The organism is Lapidilactobacillus achengensis (assembly GCF_003946655.1).
Classification (GTDB): domain Bacteria; phylum Bacillota; class Bacilli; order Lactobacillales; family Lactobacillaceae; genus Lapidilactobacillus; species Lapidilactobacillus achengensis.
This window is the reverse complement of sequence record NZ_RHOV01000006.1, coordinates 84,930-107,345: the sequence shown is the minus strand read 5'-3', so window position 1 is coordinate 107,345 and position 22,416 is coordinate 84,930. Positions and strand designations below refer to the sequence as shown.

Annotated in this window: 19 protein-coding genes; 3 read left to right on the top strand and 16 right to left on the bottom strand. The window is 50.0% G+C overall.

Going from position 1 to position 22,416, the window contains the following annotated elements; all coding sequences use genetic code 11:
* Nucleotides 1-270 precede the first annotated feature (270 nt).
* The 4 genes from EKM94_RS05270 to EKM94_RS05255 all read right to left on the bottom strand — a co-directional run bounded on the left by EKM94_RS05270 (nt 271) and on the right by EKM94_RS05255 (nt 3,981).
* Nucleotides 271-1,314: an L-threonylcarbamoyladenylate synthase gene (locus EKM94_RS05270; protein WP_125598567.1), complete on the bottom strand. Its 1,044-nt coding sequence runs from the start codon at nt 1,312-1,314 to the stop codon at nt 271-273.
* A 74-nt stretch (nt 1,315-1,388) separates the two neighbouring features.
* Nucleotides 1,389-2,258, bottom strand: coding sequence for a peptide chain release factor N(5)-glutamine methyltransferase (gene prmC, locus EKM94_RS05265; RefSeq protein WP_125598564.1), 870 nt, complete (start codon nt 2,256-2,258; stop codon nt 1,389-1,391).
* Nucleotides 2,236-3,333 carry a peptide chain release factor 1 gene (gene prfA / locus EKM94_RS05260; protein WP_125598560.1) on the bottom strand — a complete coding sequence of 366 codons (1,098 nt, stop codon included), beginning with the start codon at nt 3,331-3,333 and terminating at the stop codon, nt 2,236-2,238. Before prfA ends, prmC begins: the two co-directional genes overlap by 23 nt.
* Before the next feature lie 57 nt (nt 3,334-3,390).
* On the bottom strand, nt 3,391-3,981 hold the full coding sequence (locus tag EKM94_RS05255; protein WP_125598557.1) for a thymidine kinase: 591 nt from the start codon (nt 3,979-3,981) through the stop codon (nt 3,391-3,393).
* A 321-nt stretch (nt 3,982-4,302) separates the two neighbouring features.
* Between EKM94_RS05255 and EKM94_RS05250 the strand changes: the two genes are divergently transcribed.
* Complete coding sequence (locus tag EKM94_RS05250) at nt 4,303-5,652, top strand: Mur ligase family protein (RefSeq protein ID WP_318531101.1); 1,350 nt, start codon at nt 4,303-4,305, stop codon at nt 5,650-5,652.
* Nucleotides 5,653-5,655: 3 nt separating this feature from the next.
* Here the strand turns inward: EKM94_RS05250 and EKM94_RS05245 are convergent, their stop codons facing one another.
* The 12 genes from EKM94_RS05245 to EKM94_RS05195 all read right to left on the bottom strand — a co-directional run bounded on the left by EKM94_RS05245 (nt 5,656) and on the right by EKM94_RS05195 (nt 19,719).
* Entirely contained in the window at nt 5,656-6,669 is a 1,014-nt protein-coding gene (locus EKM94_RS05245) for a serine hydrolase domain-containing protein (protein ID WP_318531099.1), read from the bottom strand.
* A 69-nt stretch (nt 6,670-6,738) separates the two neighbouring features.
* Complete coding sequence (locus tag EKM94_RS12335) at nt 6,739-6,900, bottom strand: hypothetical protein (protein WP_164511117.1); 162 nt, start codon at nt 6,898-6,900, stop codon at nt 6,739-6,741.
* A 272-nt stretch (nt 6,901-7,172) separates the two neighbouring features.
* The gene (locus EKM94_RS05240) at nt 7,173-7,913 is read right to left on the bottom strand and encodes a hypothetical protein (RefSeq protein WP_125598548.1); all 741 of its coding nucleotides are present in this window, start codon (nt 7,911-7,913) and stop codon (nt 7,173-7,175) included.
* Between the two features lie 29 nt (nt 7,914-7,942).
* Nucleotides 7,943-9,832, bottom strand: coding sequence for an ABC transporter ATP-binding protein (locus EKM94_RS05235; protein ID WP_125598545.1), 1,890 nt, complete (start codon nt 9,830-9,832; stop codon nt 7,943-7,945).
* The gene (locus EKM94_RS05230) at nt 9,825-11,561 is read right to left on the bottom strand and encodes an ABC transporter ATP-binding protein (protein ID WP_125598542.1); all 1,737 of its coding nucleotides are present in this window, start codon (nt 11,559-11,561) and stop codon (nt 9,825-9,827) included. The genes EKM94_RS05235 and EKM94_RS05230 overlap by 8 nt, the downstream gene beginning before the upstream one ends.
* Nucleotides 11,554-12,222, bottom strand: coding sequence for a TetR/AcrR family transcriptional regulator (locus tag EKM94_RS05225; protein WP_125598539.1), 669 nt, complete (start codon nt 12,220-12,222; stop codon nt 11,554-11,556). The genes EKM94_RS05230 and EKM94_RS05225 overlap by 8 nt, the downstream gene beginning before the upstream one ends.
* 242 nt (nt 12,223-12,464) lie before the next feature.
* Nucleotides 12,465-13,217, bottom strand: coding sequence for a class I SAM-dependent methyltransferase (locus EKM94_RS05220; protein ID WP_125598536.1), 753 nt, complete (start codon nt 13,215-13,217; stop codon nt 12,465-12,467).
* Between the two features lie 362 nt (nt 13,218-13,579).
* Nucleotides 13,580-14,629 (bottom strand): glycoside hydrolase family 18 protein, encoded by a 1,050-nt coding sequence (locus EKM94_RS05215; protein WP_164511116.1) that lies wholly within the window; start codon nt 14,627-14,629, stop codon nt 13,580-13,582.
* A gap of 70 nt (nt 14,630-14,699) precedes the next feature.
* Nucleotides 14,700-16,361, bottom strand: a complete 1,662-nt coding sequence (locus EKM94_RS05210) for an extracellular solute-binding protein (RefSeq protein ID WP_125598530.1) — start codon at nt 16,359-16,361, stop codon at nt 14,700-14,702.
* Between the two features lie 30 nt (nt 16,362-16,391).
* Nucleotides 16,392-17,315 (bottom strand): carbohydrate ABC transporter permease, encoded by a 924-nt coding sequence (locus EKM94_RS05205; protein WP_125598527.1) that lies wholly within the window; start codon nt 17,313-17,315, stop codon nt 16,392-16,394.
* A 15-nt stretch (nt 17,316-17,330) separates the two neighbouring features.
* Nucleotides 17,331-18,290 (bottom strand): ABC transporter permease, encoded by a 960-nt coding sequence (locus EKM94_RS05200; RefSeq protein ID WP_125598524.1) that lies wholly within the window; start codon nt 18,288-18,290, stop codon nt 17,331-17,333.
* A gap of 28 nt (nt 18,291-18,318) precedes the next feature.
* Entirely contained in the window at nt 18,319-19,719 is a 1,401-nt protein-coding gene (locus EKM94_RS05195) for an alpha-L-fucosidase (RefSeq protein ID WP_125598521.1), read from the bottom strand.
* Between the two features lie 167 nt (nt 19,720-19,886).
* On the opposite strand from EKM94_RS05195, the gene EKM94_RS05190 reads away from it, so the two are divergent.
* Both EKM94_RS05190 and EKM94_RS05185 read left to right on the top strand, forming a co-directional pair.
* Nucleotides 19,887-20,348, top strand: coding sequence for a hypothetical protein (locus EKM94_RS05190; protein ID WP_125598518.1), 462 nt, complete (start codon nt 19,887-19,889; stop codon nt 20,346-20,348).
* Between the two features lie 192 nt (nt 20,349-20,540).
* Nucleotides 20,541-22,412, top strand: a complete 1,872-nt coding sequence (locus tag EKM94_RS05185) for a beta-N-acetylhexosaminidase (protein WP_164511115.1) — start codon at nt 20,541-20,543, stop codon at nt 22,410-22,412.
* The last annotated feature ends 4 nt before the right edge of the window (nt 22,413-22,416 follow it).

Genomic DNA, 22,416 nt, shown 5'->3' with positions numbered 1-22,416 from the left:
GCAACCCCTCCTTGTCACTCATATTATACCGATTTCCGCAAATAAGCGAAAGAAAAGGAACCAGCGAACAAACTCGCGCTGATTCCCGGTCCACTCATGGCCAACTTGGCCATTTGAAGCTGATCAACTGTTAGCAATTCTATCCGATCATCCCGCGTCGATCCTGATGGAGCACGCGGCCCTCGTGGACTGTGAACAATCGCCCACCATCAGCGCCGACCTCAACGACAAGTTGCCGAAGCTGCTAAGCCTAGCCTGAATTGAGCTGGCCTACTTTTCGCCGCTGTCAAAGCTAAAGAACTGGCCGCCAGCCGCCTTCTTCAATCGATTCATGTAGGCAATGCCTAGACCTGTTTCCGGAACGCCGGCGGCCAAAATCGTTTTGATCGCGGGTTGATCATCGAACGCGCGCAACCCGGCGAAAAGTTCCTGCGCCGCCTGCTCCAGATCATCCCCTAACGCGAAGGTTACCACAGCCGGCGCGTGATTGCCGGCGGCCGCGATTTGGCGCAATTGATCATCAAAGGCCAAGACGCCTAATGGTCCGCTCACTTGCCGCCGGGTGGCCTGGACCGCCGCCGTAAAGTCAACCGCTGGCGCGACGATCACCACTTGAGCATTGGGCGCATAATGCTTATATTTCATGCCGGGGGCTTTCGGGACAACGTTTGCGGCCACATGATGCTGCTCTGTCTCCACTTCACCCAGTATTGGCGTCAGCGCCGAAGCAGTAAGATAGCCCGGTCGTAAAATCGCCGCCGGTTGCACACTCAGATCGATCACCGTCGACTCCAGGCCAACCTTGGTCGGACCATCGTCTAAAATTCCCGCTATTTTCCCGGCTAAATCATGATAGACATGCTGCGCCGTGGTCGGACTGGGTTTCCCTGAGGTATTAGCTGAGGGGCCAACAATGGGGATCCCGGTTTCCTTGATCAACGTCAAGGTGGCCGAATTATCCGGCATTCGGAAAGCCGCCGTCGTCAGTCCGCCCGTCACCACCGCCAAGAGACTTTGCGGCTTCAACGGCAGAATAATCGTCAACGGTCCCGGCCAGAAACGGGTCATCAACTGTTGCGCCAGTTTGTTAGGTTGCGCATATTGCCAAACCATCTCCGGCGTGGCCACATGAACGATCAGGGGATTATCACTGGGCCGTCCCTTGGCTTGATAGACATTTTTGACGGCGGTCTCGTTGTTGATCACCGCGCCTAAACCATAAACAGTTTCTGTGGGAAAAGCGACCAGCTGTCCTTGCCGTAACAACGCCGCTGCCGCCGGAATTTCACTGGTGTCGAAAATTTTTGTTTGCATTATATAGTCGTCTCATTTCATCAAATTCTAATCAAATAAACATTTTCCTAATCTGCCGGTTAGAACTGCCACGGTCAGCTGCGTGTCGCTTGCGTCGCGGCTGGCCCGATCTGCGCCATTCGCGGCCATCCAGCCAAATCTGGGCGGATCACAAGCGGCCAGTGCGCTTGGTCCCCACCGAAAAGGTGTTTGATCGCCGGCGCTTGCTGGTAGCCAAACTCCAAGAATAAGGCCCCAGGCAGCGTCAAATGCGTGGCAAAGGTACTGGCGATGCGCTGATAAATGGCTAGGCCATCATTGTCCGCATATAGGGCCAGCTGCGGTTCAAAGTGTTTGACCGAATAATCCATCACCGGCTCTTCGCGGTGACTGATATACGGCGGATTACTAACGATCACATCGAAGGGCGGTTGCGCCGCTACTGCCGCGAAGAGGTCCCCTTGCACAAACTTTACCGGTAACTGCAAGCGTTGCCCGTTTGTTTCAGCCACCGCCAACGCCGCGGCGCTCAGATCGCTGCCCCAGACCTCCGCTTGCGGCAATTGCTGCTGTAAAGCCAGCGCGATCGCGCCACTCCCAGTGCCCAGATCCAGGATCCGTGGCCGCGCGAAACGTTGGGCGAAATGCTCGACCCAGGCCACCAATTCTTCTGTTTCTTGACGAGGGATCAAGGTGGCCGGCGTTACCTTCAATTGCAAACCCGAAAACCAGGCCGCTCCCAGTAAATATTGAGCCGGCTCACCAGTCAGAAGTGTTTGCACATCTTGTTGAAACTGTTGCCAAATTGGGGCCGGCATCGGTTCCCGTTCATGGAAGGACAGATCGGTCTTGCGCCAGTTTTGGCGTTCTAGCAGAACATATTCCGCGCCATAATCATCTAGTCCTTTTTCCTGCAACAGCAAAAAAGCCCAACTAAGGGCCTTAGAGTACGTTGGTGTTGTCATCAGTGATCTGCTCCAACTTCTTGGTTTGATCCGACACGATCAGCGCGTCAATGATCTCATCCATCTCACCATTCATGATGCGATCCAACTTGTTCAACGACAAGCCGATGCGGTGATCCGTCACCCGATTTTGTGGGTAGTTATAGGTCCGGATCCGCTCCGAACGGTCCCCGGTCCCAACCGCGGATTTCCGGCTGGCATCGTACTCACTTTGGTTTTCGCTCTCATAAAAGTCATAGACCCGTGACCGCAAAATTTGCATGGCCTTTTCCCGGTTTTGTTGCTGCGACCGCTGATCCTGCATGGCAACCACGATCCCTGTCGGTAAATGGGTCATCCGCACGGCGGACGAGGTTTTGTTGATATGCTGACCACCAGCGCCTGATGACCGGTAAACATCAACCCGGATATCTTTAGGGTCGATTTCCAGATCAACCGAGTCATACTCAGGCATCACTGCCACCGTGGCTGTTGACGTGTGCACGCGCCCTTGCGATTCTGTTTCCGGCACCCGTTGCACCCGATGCGCGCCGTTTTCATATTTCAGTTTGGAATAAACGTTGGTGCCGCTGATCATCGCGGCGACTTCTTTGTAGCCACCGACTTCGGTCCGGTTCTCGTCAACCAGCTCAAATTGCCAGCCTTGCCGCTCAGCGTAACGATGATACATATTCAAGAGATCCCCGGCGAAAAGTGAGGCCTCATCGCCACCGGCAGCGCCACGGATCTCCATGATAATGTTCTTGTCATCATTCGGGTCCGTTGGCAACATCAATAACATGATTTCATGTTCAAGATTGTCCTGTTCTGTCGTTAGCTCCGCCAATTCCTCTTTCGCCAGATCGGTCAATTCCTTGTCATTACTCTCGCGGATCAAATCATTGTTATCCGCGATTTCTTTCATGACTTCCTTATAGCGTTGATATTTATTGACGATCTCAGTCATTCCCGCGGATTCCTTGGAGACCTCCAAGTACCGTTTGGTATTCCCAATGACTTCGGGATCCGCCATCATTTCAGTTAATTCTTCATACCGGATCAATAGTCCGTCTAGCTGTGCTAGAATTTTATCCATTTAATTCACCTGTTCCATTTCTTTCACAAAAACTCAAGGATGATTAGCGGTGTCTGGCTACTGATCCAGCACATTTTGGCTCAGGTCAGGATGGTAATAATGTTGGCGACAAACGGGGTAATAGGATTCATTGCCGCCCAATTGAACCTGTTCGCCTTCATAGATCGGCTGCCCATCATGGACCCGCAAATTCATCGTCGCTTTACGCGAGCAGAACCAACAGATCGTCTTGATTTCTTCGATTTTATCCGCGTAAAGCAATAAGTACCGCGAACCATCGAATAATTCGTTGCGGAAATCATTTTTCAAACCAAAAGTCATCACGGGAATATTCAATTGATCCACCACTTGCGCCGCTTCATAGACATGGTGCTTCTCCAAGAACTGCGCCTCATCGATCAACACACAAGCCGCGGTCGGATTGATGGTCTTGACCGTCTCAAAAATATTCGTTTCTGGGAAGATCGGCTCAGCTTTACGCTTCAACCCAATGCGGCTGGACACGTAACCGACCCCATCGCGGGAATCGATGCCACTCGTCAGAAGAATCACGGACTTATGTTCTTCCTCATAGTTGTGAGCAACCTTCAAGATTTCGATCGTCTTACCAGAGTTCATTGCACCATAGCGAAAGAATAGCTGTGCCATTTGTCTACCTCCCAAAAATACATTCCGCTTTTTAGTATAACCGATTCTCGCGCAATTGCCCAATAAAAATTACGATTGGGTCGCACTCATTTAAGTCGCGCCAGGGCAACCTGGCCCCGTTTCGTCAACAACGCAAATCCCAGCCGCCTGATAATTTCTTGAGCCAGATTTGTTGTGCTCCGGCCAAATATGCTAAAATAAGTCCAGACTCACCTTGACGCTCTGCGCCGCTGAAATTTGTTGAAGCCGCTCAGCTTCACTTGAGCGCACCCACGATTTCCAGTCAAAAATTGCGCTGAGTCTCATCAATTTAAACGAGGTATAACAATGTCATTGAAGACGTCTTTAGCTAAGCTTCTTGGTCGCAGCAGTTATTGGTTCCTGCACACTTTTCGCGGCGGCGGTAGTTCCTTTCCCGGGAAAATCGCGCTGAAACTTGATCCCCAATTTCTGCGCAGTTTCGGGAAAAGCTACGATGTGATCATCGTCACCGGTACCAATGGCAAGACCATGACCACTTCCCTGCTCACCAAAATTCTCGATCAGAAATATGATCAAGTTCTGACTAATCCCAGTGGTTCCAACATGGTTCAAGGCATCGTGACCGCGTTTCTGGCGGCGAAGAAACCCCAGGGCCGCGCGCTGGCCGTGCTTGAGGTCGATGAGGCCAATGTGGCGCCGATTTGCGCGCAACTGACCCCTAAGGCCTTCGTGCTGACCAATATTTTCCGCGATCAAATGGACCGCTACGGTGAGATCTACACCACTTATCAAAAAATCGTTGATGGCATCAAACTGGCGCCGGCGGCAACTTTGATCGTGAATGGTGACGCGGCGATCTTCAATGACCGCCAACTGCCCAACCCAATCATTTACTATGGTTTCGCCAATGATGACAGCGAAACCGACTTACGCGCCAGTTTCAATTCAGACGGGGTCTTATGTCCAGTCTGTCATCATATTCTGCACTATCACAGTATCACCTACGCCAATCTAGGCGACTACTTCTGCCCGAATTGTGGCTTCCACCGACCAGAGTTGACGGACAAAGTCACCGCGGTGGAAGAGCTCCGGCCTAATTTCTCCAAGTTTATGATCAACGGCACGCCGTTTAAGATCCATGTTGGCGGGATGTATAATATTTACAACGCCTTGGCCGCATACAGCGCCGCGACCTATTTAGCGGTAGCGCCGGCGCAAATCGTGCAGGCCTTACGCCACGACGAGCAAGTATTTGGGCGCCAAGAGGTCATCAAACTCAATGGCAAGCACGCCACAATCATTTTGGTCAAAAATCCCGTCGGTCTGAATCAAGTCTTTGACCTGATCAAAACCGATCCTGATCCTTTCGCCCTCGGTTTCCTCCTCAACGCTAATCCCGCCGATGGTCGTGATACCAGCTGGATCTGGGACGGCGAATTTGAGGATTTACCGCTGACGGCGATTCCGGAGATTTTGGTAGGCGGTGAACGCCAAGCAGATATCAAATTACGCTTTGAAGTCGCTGAGGCTCCGCAAGCGAAGATCAAAGAAACCCAATCTTTAAGCGATTTCATCACCCAAGCTGGCCAGATCCCTAATGAGAAAATTTATATTTTGACCACCTATACCGCCATGTTAGCGCTACGGAAATTGCTGGCTGAACAAGGGTTCATCGCCGCTGGTTATTGATGATCAGCGCCGTGGTAACTCTTGAATAAAACGCTGAACGATCACTTCTCGCTGTTGCAAGAAGGGGTCGTTTTTTTGGCTGGGATGGACGCGATTACTTAAGACGATCAAGCCCTGTTGCCGCGCCAGGTCCAGCAATAAGAACGTTCCGGTGAAGCCCGTATGGTAAAGAAGCTGGTGGCCGTCACGTTGATCTTGACGCAGATCCCAGGCCAAAGAGCGCCCCAAATGCCGGCGCGTCCAATCCTGGCACAAGCGCTGACGCCATTGTGGGCTGAGCAGTGCCGGCAGATCCGGACGTTGACCCAAGTACCATTGGCTGAAAGTAACCACGTCGGCAAGCGAGGCGAACAGCCCGGCCGAACCGCAATGGACCCCTAGTTGGCGCGCCTTCGGATCATGCGCTTCCCCCTGACGGAGAATGCCATGGGCGTAAGTTGTCGGCACGCAAGCAGACGCAGGCGGCGCGAACGAACTCTCCCATAGATGCAGCGGCGTCAACACCTGTTGTTGGATCACCGTTTGAACAGGTTGGCCGGTAACTTTTTCAATGATCCACCCTAAGTAGAGAAAGCCAACATCGGTGTAAACCATTTTCCGTTCAAAGGTTGCCGTCACCGGTAGCCGCAGCAGAGCGTGCTTCAGTTCGGCGCCGCTGAGTTGATCGCGTTGGGGAATAAAGCCATGAATGCCCGAAGTGTGGGTCAATAAATGTTGGATTTGAACGCGGGCATCCGTAAATTCCGGCAGATATTGTTGGACAGGATCCGTCAGCGCGACGCTCCCTTGTTCCACCAACTGGAAAATAACCGTGGCTGTCCCGATCACCTTGGTTAGGCTGGCCAAATCGTAACGTAAGCCTGGTGTTAACGGCGCCAGCGTGGGTAACCAACGCCGCTGGCCCCGGACTTCGGTGAGCACCCGTTGTCGGTCGATCAGGGCATAGCTGATTCCGGGAACGATTCTGGCACTGACCAATTTGTTTAAAAGCTTGATTGTTTGCGGATACAATGACACGACCTCGTTTTCCGTGATTTGTTAAACGGTTCTAGTTTAACACAAATTCGTGATCCGCTCGCTGTGCTTCTACTTCTGTATCTTGGCTGTAACTTTCACTGCGTGGTTCGGGGCAAGTTCGCTGTGGGCATCACTTTGAGCTTCGCAAAGAACGCGAATCTCAAAGCTGAGCCTTGGTCTAAGTGGCACAGCCACTAAGACCAATTTCACGGCGACCTTACCCCGAACCACTCCGTTGCAGTTGCTCAACGATTATAGACAGTTAAAGTTGTCACACCATTTTTCCAATCGAAATGACACTAGTTTGACTGACACACTTGCAAAAACACTTCGTAACTTACTCCGCCTATATTGCAGATAGGCTCAATCTTGCCCAGCACACGCCCAAACCCAACAAATCTGCAATCAAGCAAAGTAATAAAATCAGGAATGGTATTTTTAAAAACGACTCAAAAAAAGCTCTCATCCACTTTATCCGTGAATGCGAGCTTGATCAGGTCAGTTTATTTCTTCAACATATACATATAGAGCGCTTCGGTAGAGAAGTTCGTTTCAAACTTGACCGCCTTACTATAAATATTATCAATCGTGGTCTGGCCGTTTTCCGCCTTTTTGGCAAGTTTCTGATAATCCTTCAAAACTTGTTTGCCATCAGCGCCCACGCCTTGCGCCAAAATCGACAATTGCATGGCGAAGTTCTTGACTTGGGTCTTGTTCTTCATCTTCTTGACGGCGAAAACATAGGCGACGCCGACCACATTCTGATTCTGAACATTGACGCGGATCCGCATCCCGTTGGCATCGACCAGGTCATGCAGGCCATCCTTGATGGTTACAGGAAAGGCTTTGGCGCCGGTTTTCAGCTGTTGATTGGCCATGTTGTAGGCCATCGCAAACTGCGTGTAAGGCACCAGTGACTTGGTCTTCTTGACGGTCACTGTTTTCGTGGCGGTTTTTCCCGCTTCGGTAGCGGTCAATTTGACTTTGGTATCACTTAACTGACTGGGCACTTGGATCACGAATGTCCCATCTTCCACATGGGCTGCTTGCTTCGCGCCGTCGCCGATTTGATAGGTCAGCTTGGCCTTTTTAGCGACATTTCCTTTAACGACCGTCACGATCCCATCAGGACTGTAACTGGCGGCGCTGGGGTCAAGCTTTAGCGAATCGTTGCCACAACCTGCCAAGAGGAACAGTGAACCGACCGCCAGTAGCGCGCTAATTACGGCTTTCTTTAACTTCATCATAAAAACTCCTTTCGCTCAACACGCGCTTAGATCTCAACGTTTCCGGAAAATTGCGAATTATAGAGATCCGCATAGAAGCCGTTTTGCGCCATTAGGTCATCATGATTGCCGGTCTCCACGATCGCGCCATGATTCATGACCAAGATATTGTCGGCGTCACGAATCGTTGACAACCGGTGGGCCACCACGAAGCTGGTCCGCCCTTTCAACAGTAAGCCCATGGCATGCTGGATCTGTAACTCTGTCCGCGTATCAACTGAAGAAGTGGCTTCGTCTAGGATCAAGATTTCTGGATCAGCGACGAAGGCCCGGGCGATCGTCAACAATTGCCGTTGCCCTTGAGAAATGTTGGAGGCCTCTTCGTTCAAAATCGTGTCGTAGCCATCCGGTAATTGCCGCACAAACTCATCAACGTGGGCTGCTTTGGCCGCGGTAATGATCTCATCGTGGGTCGCCTCTTCGCGTCCATACTTCAAGTTATCGTAGATCGTGCCCGTAAACAGCCAGGTATCCTGCAGAACCATGGCGAAATGCTTCCGCAACTCAGCGCGCTTCATATTCCGGGTGTCCGTCCCCTTTAAGCGGATCGAACCGTCGGAAATATCATAGAAGCGTTCCAACAAATTGATGATCGTGGTTTTACCGGCGCCAGTCGGGCCAACGATGGCGATCATTTGTCCCGGTTTGACCTGCAAATTATAATCCGTCATCAATAAATCCTTACCTTGATAACCGAATTGCACATGTTCCATCGTCAAAATATCATCCGTTGTCACTGCTGGTAAATCAACGTGATCATCGGTCATATCTGGTTCGTCCAGAACTTCAAAGACCCGTTCCGCGGAAGCGACCGTAGCTTGGATTGTATTAGCCAAGTTGGCCAATTGCGTGATCGGTTGCGAGAATTGTTGAGTATACTGCAGAAACGCCTGCACGTTCCCTAAAGTCATCGTACCGTTAGCGACGCCGATCCCACCAAGGACCCCAACGAAAACATAGCCTAAGTTATTGACGAAGGTCATTAAAGGCATGATGATCCCCGAAATCAATTGAGCCTTCCACGAGGCGGTATACAAGCGCTCATTTTCTTCAACGAATTCGCCGATCGCCGCTTCTTCATGATTGAAACTCTTGTTGATGATCTGGCCAGAATAATTTTCTTCGATCTGATTATTCAGCAAACCTAAACTCTTCTGTTGCGCGGCGAAATATTTTTGCGAACGTGGTGCGACGACGCCAACGATCACCAAACTCAATGGGATCGTAGCTAACGCGACCAAGGTCAATTGCCAACTGATCGTCAACATCATCCATAACGTGCCGACAAACATCACCGTACTGGTGATCAACTGAGTCACACTTTGCTGTAAGGTCCCGGCAATATTGTCCATATCGTTGATCGCACGGGACATGATATCACCATTGGAATGGGTATCGTAATAATTGATCGGCAACGTCTGCATCTTGGCTTTCATTTCTTTCCGCAGCCGATAAACCGTCTCCTGGGAGATCCGCGTCATCACGAACTGCATCACGAAATTCAAGATCGCCGAAGCGACATACATGAAGATCACCGTAATGATGATCGACTCGATCTTACCGAAATCGATTGGGAATTGTTTCATACTGATTCCGGCTTTTTGCATGGCCGTCCCGCTCATTACCCCAGTAAAGATCTCGGTGGTCGCTTTCCCTAAAATTTTAGGTGTCCGGACTTGCAGGATCTGTGAGGCGATCGCGAAAATCATCACGATGATCAACGCGATCCGATATTTAGCCATGTAATTGAATAAACGTTTGGTGGTGCCCCAGAAGTTTTTGGGTTTGTCACCAGGCATCCCCATGCGACCACCGCCGCCAGGACCGTGACCGCCCATTGGCCGTGCTTGCGGACGACTCGTTTCTTTCTCACTCATTGGTGGCACTCCCTTCTTTGATCTGTGAATCGACGATCTCGCGATAGGTTTCGTTGTTCGCCTTTAATTCTTGATGCGTGCCCAGACCGACCATTTTGCCGTCTTCCAGCACAATGATCTGATCGGCGTCAGCGACGGTAGAGACCCGTTGACCAACGATCACAACGACTGCCTTTTGAATCGTCGCGTCTTGGCGTAAAGCTTGGCGTAACAAGGCGTCAGTCTTGAAATCCAAGGCAGAAAACGAATCGTCAAAGATGTAGATCGACGCTTTCTTGACCAGCGCGCGGGCGATCGCCAAGCGTTGCTTCTGACCGCCAGAGAAGTTATTCCCACCTTGTTCCACGAAGGTTTCCAAACCATCATTCTCGCGGATGAAATCGGCCGCTTGGGCGATTTCTAAGGCGTGCCAGAGTTGCTCATCGCTGGCTTCAGGATTCCCGTAAAGCAAGTTTTCGCGCAACGTCCCCTTGAAAAGGACCGCTTTTTGTGGCACCAACGCGATCACATCTTGCAAGGCCATCTTGGCGACGTCCTTCACGTTATACCCATTGACCTTGACCGCGCCGGATTCAACATCGTAAAAGCGGGGGATCAAGTTGGTCAGCGTCGATTTGCCGGCGCCAGTCCCACCAATGATCGCCAAGGTCTGACCACTCCGTAAATGAGCGTCCACCCCTGTCAACGCTGGTTTTTCGGCGCCATGATAACGGAAAACGATCTGATCGAAGTCCAAGGCAGCGGCGGCAACGTTTTGCACGTCACGCGGTTGTTCTGGTTCCGTTAACCGAGTTTCCAAGTCAAAGACCTTCTGGATCCGTTCCGCTGAGGCTTGGGCCCGCGGAATGAAGACGAAGACCATGGCCAGCATCATGAAGCTCATTAAGATCTGCATCGCGTAAGTCATGAAGGCCAACATATTCCCTACTGGCATAGATTGATTGGCGATCAAATGACCACCCATCCACGTGATAGCAATGTTTGTCCCACTCATTACCAAAGTCATGATCGGCAACATTGCCGCCATGATCGAGAAAACACGCCGCGCGTTATCGGTATAATCTTTGTTAGCGACATCAAAGCGATCTTGCTCGAATTTATCCCTGATAAAGGCCCGAATGACCCGAACGCCGGTCAAGCCTTCACGAAAGACCAAGTTCAACCGGTCTGTTTTTGACTGCATCGCCTTAAATAGAGGGACGGCGAAATACATCACCACGCCGATCACCACAATAATGATCGGGATCACGACCAGAAAGATCCCCGTCAATTCAGCGTCCTTCTGATAAGCCATGAAGCTGGCCCCGATCAAGGTGATCGGCGCCATGATCATCATCCGTAAGGCCATCATCGCCACGTTTTGGATCTGCATCACGTCGTTGGTGGTCCGCGTGATCAGTGAAGAAGTCCCGACCTGATCGAATTCATCGTTAGACATGTACAGGACTTTTTTATAAATATCTTTGCGGAGATTCTTCCCTAATGTTTGTGACGTCCGCGCCGCCAGCAGCACATTTCCGAAGGCAAAAATCACCGTTAGAAATGAAACCACCAACATTTTTCCACCGATCTGCCAGATCATGCTAACATCCCCGGTGGCGACCCCGTCGTTAACCAAATCCGAGGTTAAATTCGGTAAATAAAGATTCGTGATCACTTGGCCAGTCATGAACAGGATCGCTCCAATGACTGCCCAAATGGAAACACGATTCTTAGCGATTTTAAGCATCCTTGTTTCCTCCTTGCGAATTTAGCGCTACGCCGTGCTCGAACCAACTCAGGACCATTTCATATTGTTTCTGAAAGGTTTCGCTGGCTTGTTCCGGCTGTTCTTCGACTGTTGAAAAGTAATGGGCCGTCGAATGACCCAAAATCATTAACAACATTCTAAACAGAAGATAGAATTGATCGGGTTTGATCCGCAATTTCGTAAAATCTGTTTTCTGTTCCACCTCGGCACTCCACATTGATAGCAAGTGATGAGGATGCGGTGGTTGATGCGCCTGTCGTTGCGAAAATTTCTGGAAATCGTGATAATCGATCCGCATAAACAAATTCCGTAACAATTCGCGATCAGGACTCGTGGCGAGAAAGTCAGTCTGCTGTTGCAGACTCAAGCGAAAGGTCGCGAACAGATCACCATGCAAGTCCTCTAGATTACTAATAAATTTCTTCTGGAAATCGTCCATGAACGTTTTCAAAAGGTAAAAATAGAGATCCTCCTTATCAGCGAAATACTGATAAAAACTGCCACGGGGGATCTCCGCCAAACTGACGATATCCGCGATGGTGACCTCAGTATAGGGCGCCGTCGCGAAAACCGTCCGTGCGGCTTGAATGATTTTCCGTTGTTTGCCTGCCGACAAGCCAAAAAAAGTACGACTGGGCATAACCGCAACTCCTCTCACAGAAGATTCGACCGCCAAAAAAATGACGGCTTGTCATATGACACTGTGTCATTATAACACCCTCGGCGGCAGATGCAAGGATTATTTGCCGCTCAGACTTCGGGCAGCGGAATGACCTGTACTGACCGAAAGTGGCCAGCAGCTTGGCCGCGACCACTTCACTGGTCCACAAAAAATAGCGTTGGCTTTTGCTGCCCAACGCTATTTCAACCAGCTGATCGAAATTATTTTTCAGCCCAAGTGGCCCAGAATGTGGGTACCCCATGTTCATGCAAGAAGCCTTCGCCATTGGTATCCTCGTAGAGATCTCGCAATTTAAATCCAGCCTGAAGCTGACCCCGGATCTGCTCATCCAAGGTATGGGAGAACTGGACGCCACTGTCACTGGCTTGCAAGGACGCCATTTGTTCCGGATGAATCAGCGGATCAAAGGGCAGGCTAAATTTGACCTGGCTTTCATCATCATCAGCAAACAGAAAATTGACGCCATTATCCAAGCCGGCCAACAACCGACCGCCGGGCTTGAGGATGCGGTAACACTCTGCCCAAACCGGCCGCACATCGGCGATGTACACATTAGAAACCGGGTGGAAAATCAAATCAAAACTATTGTCCGCGAAGGGTAGAGGCTGTGACATATCACCGCGAATCGCCTCGATCTCATATTTTTCGCGCCGCGCAACCATGCGCTCACTATCGAGCTGTGCAGGCGAGTAATCTAAAATCGTGCCCCTCGCCCCCAGCGCGGCGAAAATCGGCATTTGTTGGCCACCGCCAGCAGCTAAGCCCAGCACCTTTAGATTCTCGAAAGTGGTGGGAAACCAGTCTCGGGGAACTGCTTTCGTCGGTGTCAACACCATCGACCATTGGCCTTGTTGGGCCGCCAAGTACGTGGCGTGATCGATCGGAATCCCCCATTGCCAACCTTCGTGAACCCAGTGATCGATCGTTCGCGCGTTAATATCTTGATATTTCATCAGACGAGCCTCCCTGTCAGTTGCCAGTAATTGAAACAGATCGCAATTCATTGTGCCGCTCAACGGCCACGTCAATCAACGTGCCTGCCCCTTGATTTTCGGTCTGGGCAATTGCCGGTCCGGCGGTTACTTGCCAGTAATAGTAATTACGGACTAACTTGAATCTAAAACTTCTCCAACTCAAAGTCAACCGTACAATTTGACTGGATGGCTGGCCGTTGCGAAGCACAGAAAAACCGTCAAACACCAGGGGAGGTGTTGCCACCCTGATATTTGACGGTTCTAAACTTAACGGTTCTAAACTTAACGGTTCTAGACTTGACGGTCCAAATCTATTTTCCACCAACGGATTGTCGGAAAAGCTAACTGCCTTGATTAGGGGCCCGCAATTCAGCGGCGGCGGTGGCCAACAGTTCGCCCGAATGATCCAGCGAATATTCCCAGAACATCATGCCTCGTAACTGGTGCTGTCTAATATAGTCCGCCTTAGCCTTGATCGACCGCACATCATCAAAGGAAGAAAAACGCTGACCATCGAAATAATAAGGCGCCTGGGCCTGCTCGTCCCAATGGTAAAACTCGGGATGGGTTGCAATCAATTGTCGTAACTGATTGTAATCCGTCGTGGCCGTGCCTAAAGTTGCAGCCACGGCCCCTAACCCACTTGTTGTTTCTGACGGGAAACCAAACCAATCACGACTGTAACTAGCCGCCCCAATCACGATTTTGTCGGGACTGACCCCTTTCGCCAGTAAATTCAACACTGCTTGATCCGCTGATAAAGCGGTAAAATCCGTGTCACCATAGGAGAATAAATTGGTATGATGACTGGCCTCATGCGTCCAGCTCCCCCGCAGATCATAAGTCATCACATTAACGAAATCGAGATAATCAAGATAGTGGTAATCATCGTCTGGACTCATCGTATCTAGCAACGGTTTCGCCGCACCGATCGCCGCAGTCAACCAGTAACGCCGCGAATGATCATTTTCGGCCTGGTCCAATGCCTGACGCAAGGCCTGGACAAAGGCCAAGAAATGAGCGGCATCATCAGGACGCGCTTTGATCCCAGCCAAATCCATCCCTGGATATTCCCAATCGAGATCGACCCCATCGAAATCATAGCGCTGACAATAGGCGACGATACTGGCCACCAAGGCCTGCCGGGAAGCGGCCGTCGCCACCCCATCCGAGAAGCCCTCGGTACTCCACCCGCCAATGCTTAAGCAAGTCCGTAACTCAGGATGCGCTCTTTTCAGCCCATTGATCAGGCCAATCTTCTTAAGTTCGGGAACGATCGTGGTCCCACTGATTTTCCCAAAGGCATAATTGATACACGTCAGGTTTTGCCAAGGAATCTCAGCCTGCGTCCAGGTTGAATTATCGTCTAAGTACACAATCACTTCAGTCACTGCACTTTCCTCCTTTAAAAAAGTGCCGCAATTGCTTGCGACACTGCTTAATTTGACCATTCGTTCTAAATTACTTGGCGCTCTTCCACCGATCATAGGCGGTTTGATAAACCTTAACGTATTGTTTCACGTTCATTCCTTCGATGGTTTTCACGTATTTGTCCCAATCAGACAACGGTGTCACTCCTGTAATAAACTTAGCTTCTGATTGCGTTACAAAGGTCTTTAAATCGTTGGCCGTTGCCGAAACAGAATCTTGTTCTGCCTTGGTCAGGTAAATCAAAGGAAATGGAACAGTTGCATAAGGATCGATTTTCTTAGCCGTTTCGCTATTAATGAATTTGGTGAAATCATCAATTGGACTGGCGTCTGCGGATGGCCGAATCGCGTATTTGTATTCAGCCTCACCTTTCGCATCTGATCCGGATAATTTTGGTACCGTCAAACCATAATCTGGCGTGATCTTTGATCGTTTTTCTTCGGCATTTTCAGAGTTGATACCGTCAGCGTAAACACGTACTTTTTCACCGGCTTTATTCGTCTCGTACTTCCAAAGTAGGCCTTCTGGACCGCTAGCTAGGTATGCTGCGCCAATTGGTGAGTAGAAATAGTCGACCCAGCGTAATGCTGCGGCAGGTGAAGGATTATTCTTAGTGATGGCGAAATTACCGCGACTGATCCGAGGATTCCCAGGGACAACCGCCTTCTTGGAAACAGAACTGGTCAAAGGTTGCCACATCGGATCACTCATTGCTTCCGATTGTGAACGACCAGTGGTGAAGAGTGAGTAATAATCTTGGAACACCCCAAGACGATCGGCCTTCCCTTTGGCCTTCTTTTGATCATCGGATTGGGAGAAGGTATCCTTATCCAATAAGCCTTCTTCGTATAGTTTATGCATATAGGTCAGGTATTCTTTATATTGATTGGAAATTGGCGTATAGAAGACTTTATCGCCATTATTTTGTACATCGTTTGTCAACAAACCGAAAATCGACATGAGCCACCAACGACTGGCATCTAACTTGACATCACTTAGTGGGATCTCATCGGCTTTCCCGTTTTTGTTGGGGTCCTCTGTCTTGAAACGCTTCAGCAAATCATAAAACTCATCAGCGGTTTTTGGTAGTTCGGTCACACCCAAATTCTTGAGCCATTCGCCGTTATACCACAGTGGCCCAATGTACCAAGCTGAAGTTGAGCCCCGCGATAGCATTGGTAACGAATAAATATGACCATCTGGTGTTGTGATCGATTTCGCGATACTCGGATCTTCCTTCATTAACTTATTCAAATTAGGCGCATATTTGGGAATCAACTTCTCTAGCGCGACGAGCTGCCCTTGTTCCCCATAAGTCACTTCATTAGCCGGCGTCAAGTTCGCTGTCCCCGCCGCATAGATAATATCTGGCAAGTCCTGCGATGCAAATGCCAAATTTAATTTGGTACCAAAGTCACTGTTAGGTGGGGTGTTGTACTTCAACGAGATCCCCGTTTTTTTGGCATAATCCTGGAGAACCTGCATGTCCTTCCATTCAGCCTCGCCCATACTTGGCGCCATCAAGGTCATGCTCATCTTGCTCTTGACGATCGGGAAGCCGGAGGTGGCGACTTTCGCATCGTTTTTGGCCGTGGCGCTACCTCCAGAATCGTTCTTTTTGCCACAGCCTGCCAAGGCAAGTGCGGCCAATGCTGTGATTCCCAGCCCTTTGACTACTTTTGATAAATGCATGATTTTGCTCCTCTCAATTTTAAACGCTGATCAACCTTTTAAAGATCCAATCAAAACACCCTTAACAAAGAATCGCTGTAAAAATGGATAGACAATAATGACCGGCAAACTGGAAACGATCATGACGCCATATTTGATAATCGCGGCTAAAGTTGCTTTATCATAAGCCGCTTGCGCCGCGCTGGCGGTCACATTGGCCCCAGTGGCCGCGCCTTGTTGCATATCTTGCAGCACTAAGATTTGACGTAAAACCATTTGTAACGGATACAGCGCCTTATTTTGTAAGTAAACCAACGCGCTGAAATAGGAATTCCAAATCCCCACCCCGTAGAACAGGGCCATCACCGCAATGATCGGCGCTGATAGGGGCAAGACGATTTTGAAGAAAATTTGGAAATCGGAGGCACCATCGATTTTCGCGGCCTCTTGCATTTCCCAAGGAACACTAGACTGGAAGAACGAACGGGTAACCACGATGTTGTAAACTGAGGCGGCGCCTGGTAAGATAATGGCCCAGACGGTGTCGATCATCCCCATATTCCGAATCAAGAGGTAGGTGGGGATCAAGCCACCATTAAGGAACATTGTCACCAGCATGAAACTGGTGAACCATTTCTTCCCCGAGAAATCTGGGCGCGAAATCGCATAGGCGCAAGGAATCGTCAAAATCAAACTGACTAACGTTCCGGTCACGGTATAAAAGATCGTCATGCCGTACCCACGCCAGATATCCTTATATTTGAGAATAACGCCATATCCTTCCCAAGTGATGTCTTTCGGGAAGAACCACATCGCCCCAGAGTTAACGGATTGCGGCGAACTGATTGAGGCGCTGATGATATAAACCAAGGGGTAAACCACGATTGCGACAGCAAGGAAAATGAAAATGTAGAGAAAGACCTTAAAGACGCGATCAGCTTTGGTATCCTTGATCAAATGATTCGTATTGGTCATTTGTTGATCTCCTCTCTACCATAAACTGTTTTCTGACACGCGCCGGGCGATGGCATTAACGCTGATCAAGAGCACGGCATTGATCGCAGCGTTGAACAAGCCAACCGCGGCGGCATAACTATACTGCCCGTTGATCAACCCTTGACTATAAACAAAGGTCGCGATCACGTTAGAACTGGACATATTCAGCGGATTTTGCAACAACAGAATTTTCTCATAGCCCATGGAGAACAAGCTCCCCACGTTCATGATCAATAAAATAACCATCGTTGGCACGATCGCAGGTAAATTAATGTGCCAGATTCGTTGGACCCGCGAGGCACCATCAACGATCGCTGCCTCATGTAAGCTCGGGTCGACCCCGGCCAAGGCGGCCAAATAAATGACGGAACCCCAACCGGTCCCTTGCCAAACGCCTGACAAGACGTAAACGGTTTTGAACCATTTCGGGTCGGACATAAAGGCGATCGGCTTGACGCCGAAGAAGCCCAGGGCATGGTTGATGATCCCCGTTGATGGATCCAAGAAAGCGATCAACATCCCACCCATAACGACGATCGAAATGAAGTTAGGGGCATAAGTCACCGTTTGGGCAAATTTCTTCCAGAAACCATCCTTCATTTCGTTGAGTGCTAAGGCCAAAATAATGGGCAATGGAAACCCAACGATCAACCCGTAGACTTGGATCCCGATTGTGTTGCGGATCAAGTCCCAGAAGTAATAGGAATCAAAAAATTGTTTGAAATATTTGAACCCAACCCATGGTGAGCCCCAGATGCCCAAAGTTGGCACGTAATCCTTGAACGCGATCAAAATCCCATACATCGGAATGTAGGAGAAAATCAAGAAGGACAAGAATGCAGGTAAAATCAGAATATATAATTGCCAATTCTGTTTCAGCCGTCGTTTGGAAAAAAGCGGTTCGCGGGTCTTTTTTTGTTTTGGTGCACTGACAGTTGCGGTTGCAGCAGCCATTTCAGCAACTCCTTTCTTTATCATCGGATCAATTTGATGCTTCGGGCGTACCTGCAGTTGCTTTCACACACACGATGCCAGGATACAGTTGCTGGCGTAGTCCACCAGGCAATCCTAAACAACCTGTAGGCGCAAGCGGCAAGGAGGCTTGGGTGCGACCCAACAAGGCGGCGCCACTGATCGCTTCAGGGAAATCAAAGCGTTTCAGGTCAAGTTGCCGCGGTGGCACTGTCATTTGTGGAAACAGATAGTAGTGTCCCGCATCTTCAGTCACGAACCAACCAAGTTGCGCTGCTCGCTTGAACAAGCTTGGCTGGACGCCGCGAGTACCGTAAATTCCTTGACCGTTCAGCTGTAACCAAGCGCCCAATTGCCGTAACAATTTGCGATAAGGCGGCGCAATCGTGCCATCGACCTTGGGACCCACCCCTAGCACAATATTTCCACCTAAACTAACCACCCGTAAAATCGTGGCGATCACCGTTTCGATCGATTTATATTGGCCATGAGGGACATAGCCCCAATCATGGGTCAAGGGAATATTACTCTCCCAAGGCATCGTCGGTAAATGATCCGGATCTGGGACTTGCCGTTCAGGGGTCACATATTCCTCATAACGCCCGCCAATCGTACGATCAACAATCAACATCTCTGGCTGCAGTTTCCGGATCTGCGCCATCAGCGGATCAAAATCCAACGGTTCACGCTGATTGCCGACCCACCCCGCATCTAACCAGAGCATGCCCAGCGGCCCATAATTTCCGGAAATCTCTAACAGTTGCTGGTGGACGAAATCCACAAAGCGCTGCCAGCGTTGCGGATCCTCACTGGGCAGATAGTCCGCGTGACGACCTTTAGGTAACCCATCGTGGCGCCAATAATCTGGATAATGCCAGTCCGCTTTAGAATAATACGCCCCCGGCATGACGCCAGCAGCGCGCATCGCTGTCGTAAAACGACCAAACAGATCTGGTTGCTGGAGATGCGCCGCGGGATAATCAGGATTGGTCACCTTGAAATCACTGAGCGCCGTATCATATAGGGTAAACCCGTCATGATGCTTAGTGGTTAGGATCGCGTATCGAATCCCCGCCTCTTTAAAAAGACGGGCCCATGCGTCTGGATCATAGTGATCAGGGACGAATTGCGTGGCTAAGCCCCAATAATCCCGTTTCAATTGCCGCATATTCGGACGAAAAGGTTTGTTGCCTCGTGCCCAAGTATCCTCATCAGATAGTTGCCATGACTCCACCATGCCCGGGACAGTGTATAAGCCCCAGTGAAGTAGGACGCCGATCTTCTGATTTTGGAACCAGTGCCAATTCTTTTTTAAAGCTGAATATTCAGGATATTGAGCAAAATCGGCTGGCGTTAACGGCCCGGCCTTGGCTTGCTCAATATCTTGACGTTCAGAATCTTGCTCTGACATGTGCTCCCTCCTTTTTGCATGTCGAGCATAACCCGGATGAGTAAGCGATTACAATATGCGAAATTTTAGACTATGCAGTTCTTAACCTTTGCTTGTCGCTGTGGCGTTACACCTGCTATACTTCATAGCGTGAATGATAGCCTTTTCATCACAGAGGAGGTTGATGCATGCGTCAATTTGGAAAAGTTTTCGTCATCAGCTTGGCCAGTTTATTGGTGATCGGTTTGATTTGGTTCACCCAGAAAGACCGCCAAGTGGTGGTGGCTGATTTAGCTCCTGCAACGGTCCAAGCGGATCGTCAAGCCGCCAAACGCGTCTTGCAGGCCAATATCACGGCCACCAATCAAGGTGATCTAGCGGCTTACTTGGCGACGATCGCCCCTTCGAAACGGGCAACAACAGAGCAAGAACTAGCGCCAACATTCAAGCAACAACGCACCCAGCTCAAACTTCGACGCTTCACTGTGCAGAAACAAACCGCGGATCGTCTCGTGGCGAAGGTTGACCAACTCCAGACTACCAAAGGTCAAGCCAAGCAGCAGGTGCTCGAGAGTAATCTGGAATTCACGCGACACGGTGAGCAGTGGTACATCAAGCAAAGCATTCTCTTCAACGTCGTGACCAATTGATAAATCTGCAAGTTCCATTGATTCTGCACAAAATCTATAGTTTTGTCAGTGTTGATTGTTGATATATCAGGTAAAATCAAAAGATGTTGGCATCATAAATGTAAGCGCTATATCGTTATAACGCCGTTTTGCGCGGTTCAGTTTTGAATTTATGGGGGCTCACCCCCAATCTAGTTTATGGAGGGAATCATTTTGATCAAATTGAATTTCATGTCCGTACCCGGTGAATTAGCCACCGGAATCGACTTGCTGCAAACCGAATTAGGTTACCAGATCGCGGCCGATGGCGTCCCCATCACGGTGCAGACCCAAGCCGCGGATTTGACCGTCACTTACCAAGAGAATCAGGCGACCATCTCCTACCCATACCCCGCCGCCTTCTTCCGGGGATTAACAGCCCTAGTCGCCGCCATCAAAGCAGACCAACCGCTACAACTGAACGAGACACCTCAGTTTACAACCAGTGGTTTGATGATCGACATGTCTCGTAATGCCGCCCTGAATCTCAATGGGCTCAAGCAAATGATTCGTCTCAGCGCCAAGTTAGGTCTGAATGCGGCCCTCCTTTATATGGAAGATGTTTATCAAGTTGAAGCCTATCCTTATTGGGGTTACCAACGCGGCCGTTTGACGGAGTCCGAGTTACAAGCTGCCGATGATTACGCTCATAGTCTGGGTGTGGAATTGATTCCTTGCATCCAAACGCTCGCCCACTTGATCAACCCGATGAAATGGCATTTTATGGATCAGATCCGCGACACCGATGGCATTCTCCTGGTTGACGAACCGCGAACCTATGACTTCCTCCGTCAGATCATTGCGGCGGCGACCCGGCCATTTCGTTCGCAGAAGATTCATATTGGCATGGATGAGGCTCACGACCTTGGCCGCGGCATTTATTTGAATCAACACGGTTGGGTCGATCGCACCAAAATCATGCTTGATCACGTTCGCCAAGTGATCGCCATTACCAAGTCCCTGGATCTCGACGCGATCATGTGGAGTGACATGTGGTTCAACGCCGCTGGTTTTGGTTATGGTGATCCCCAGACCGTCTTCCCTGAAGCGCTGAAGGAGCAGATTCCCGATGTTGATTTGATGTATTGGGACTATTACAATAATAGCCAAGAAAATTACGAACAAGTTCTGCGCCTCCACCAAGACTTAGGCACACCGGTCAGTTTTGCGACAGGAGTTTGGACTTGGAATGGTCTCGCGCCCAACTATGGCAAGACCATGCGCACAATGGCGGCAGGAATGGCCGGCGCTAAGAAAGTTGGCGTTAAAACCGTTTACGCCACCATGTGGGGCGATGACGGCGGTGAGACGCCATTCACCGCCGGCGCCTTGGGCATCCAAGCGTTCGCGGAGCAAGTCTATCATCAAGCCACCCCAACTTCCGAAGCATTGGCTACCGCTTTGACCACCTATCAAAACAAACAAGCCGCTAATTACTGGTTGCTCGATGAATTCGACCAATTACCTGAACTGACCGCGGGAAATCCTGACGCCACCAATCCAAGTAAGATTCTACTTTATGAGGACCTCCTGCATCCTTTGTTTCAGGCTAATTTCGCCCAAGTTGATTTGACCCATCATTATCAACAACTACAGGCGAAACTAGATCAGGTGCAAGTGCAGCCGGACGAGACCGAACTTTTCCGCTTTTATCAGGAATTGGCCCGGACATTGGTCTTGAAAAATCGGCTCCTGACTCTGATTCAACAGCATTACCGATCACAGGATCGCTCAGCAATGGCTCAGGTTGTGCCTGAATTAACCAAACTCGCCCAACAGTTAACGGCCTTGCAGACGGCCCATCGCCAAGTGTGGCTAAGCCTCTACTCGCCGTTTGGCTGGGAAGTCATGGATATTCGTTATGGCGGATTGATCGCGCGCTGCCACTCTAGCCAGGTCCGCCTAATGGACTGGGCCGATGGTACGGTCAACACACTGCCCGAACTAACTGAACCTAACTTAGTCAATGGTACCGTCACCGCAAATAGTATTGGTCGCGGTCTCTATTCAGAAATTGTCACAACTAGTAAAATTTCTGGCGTATAAGCCG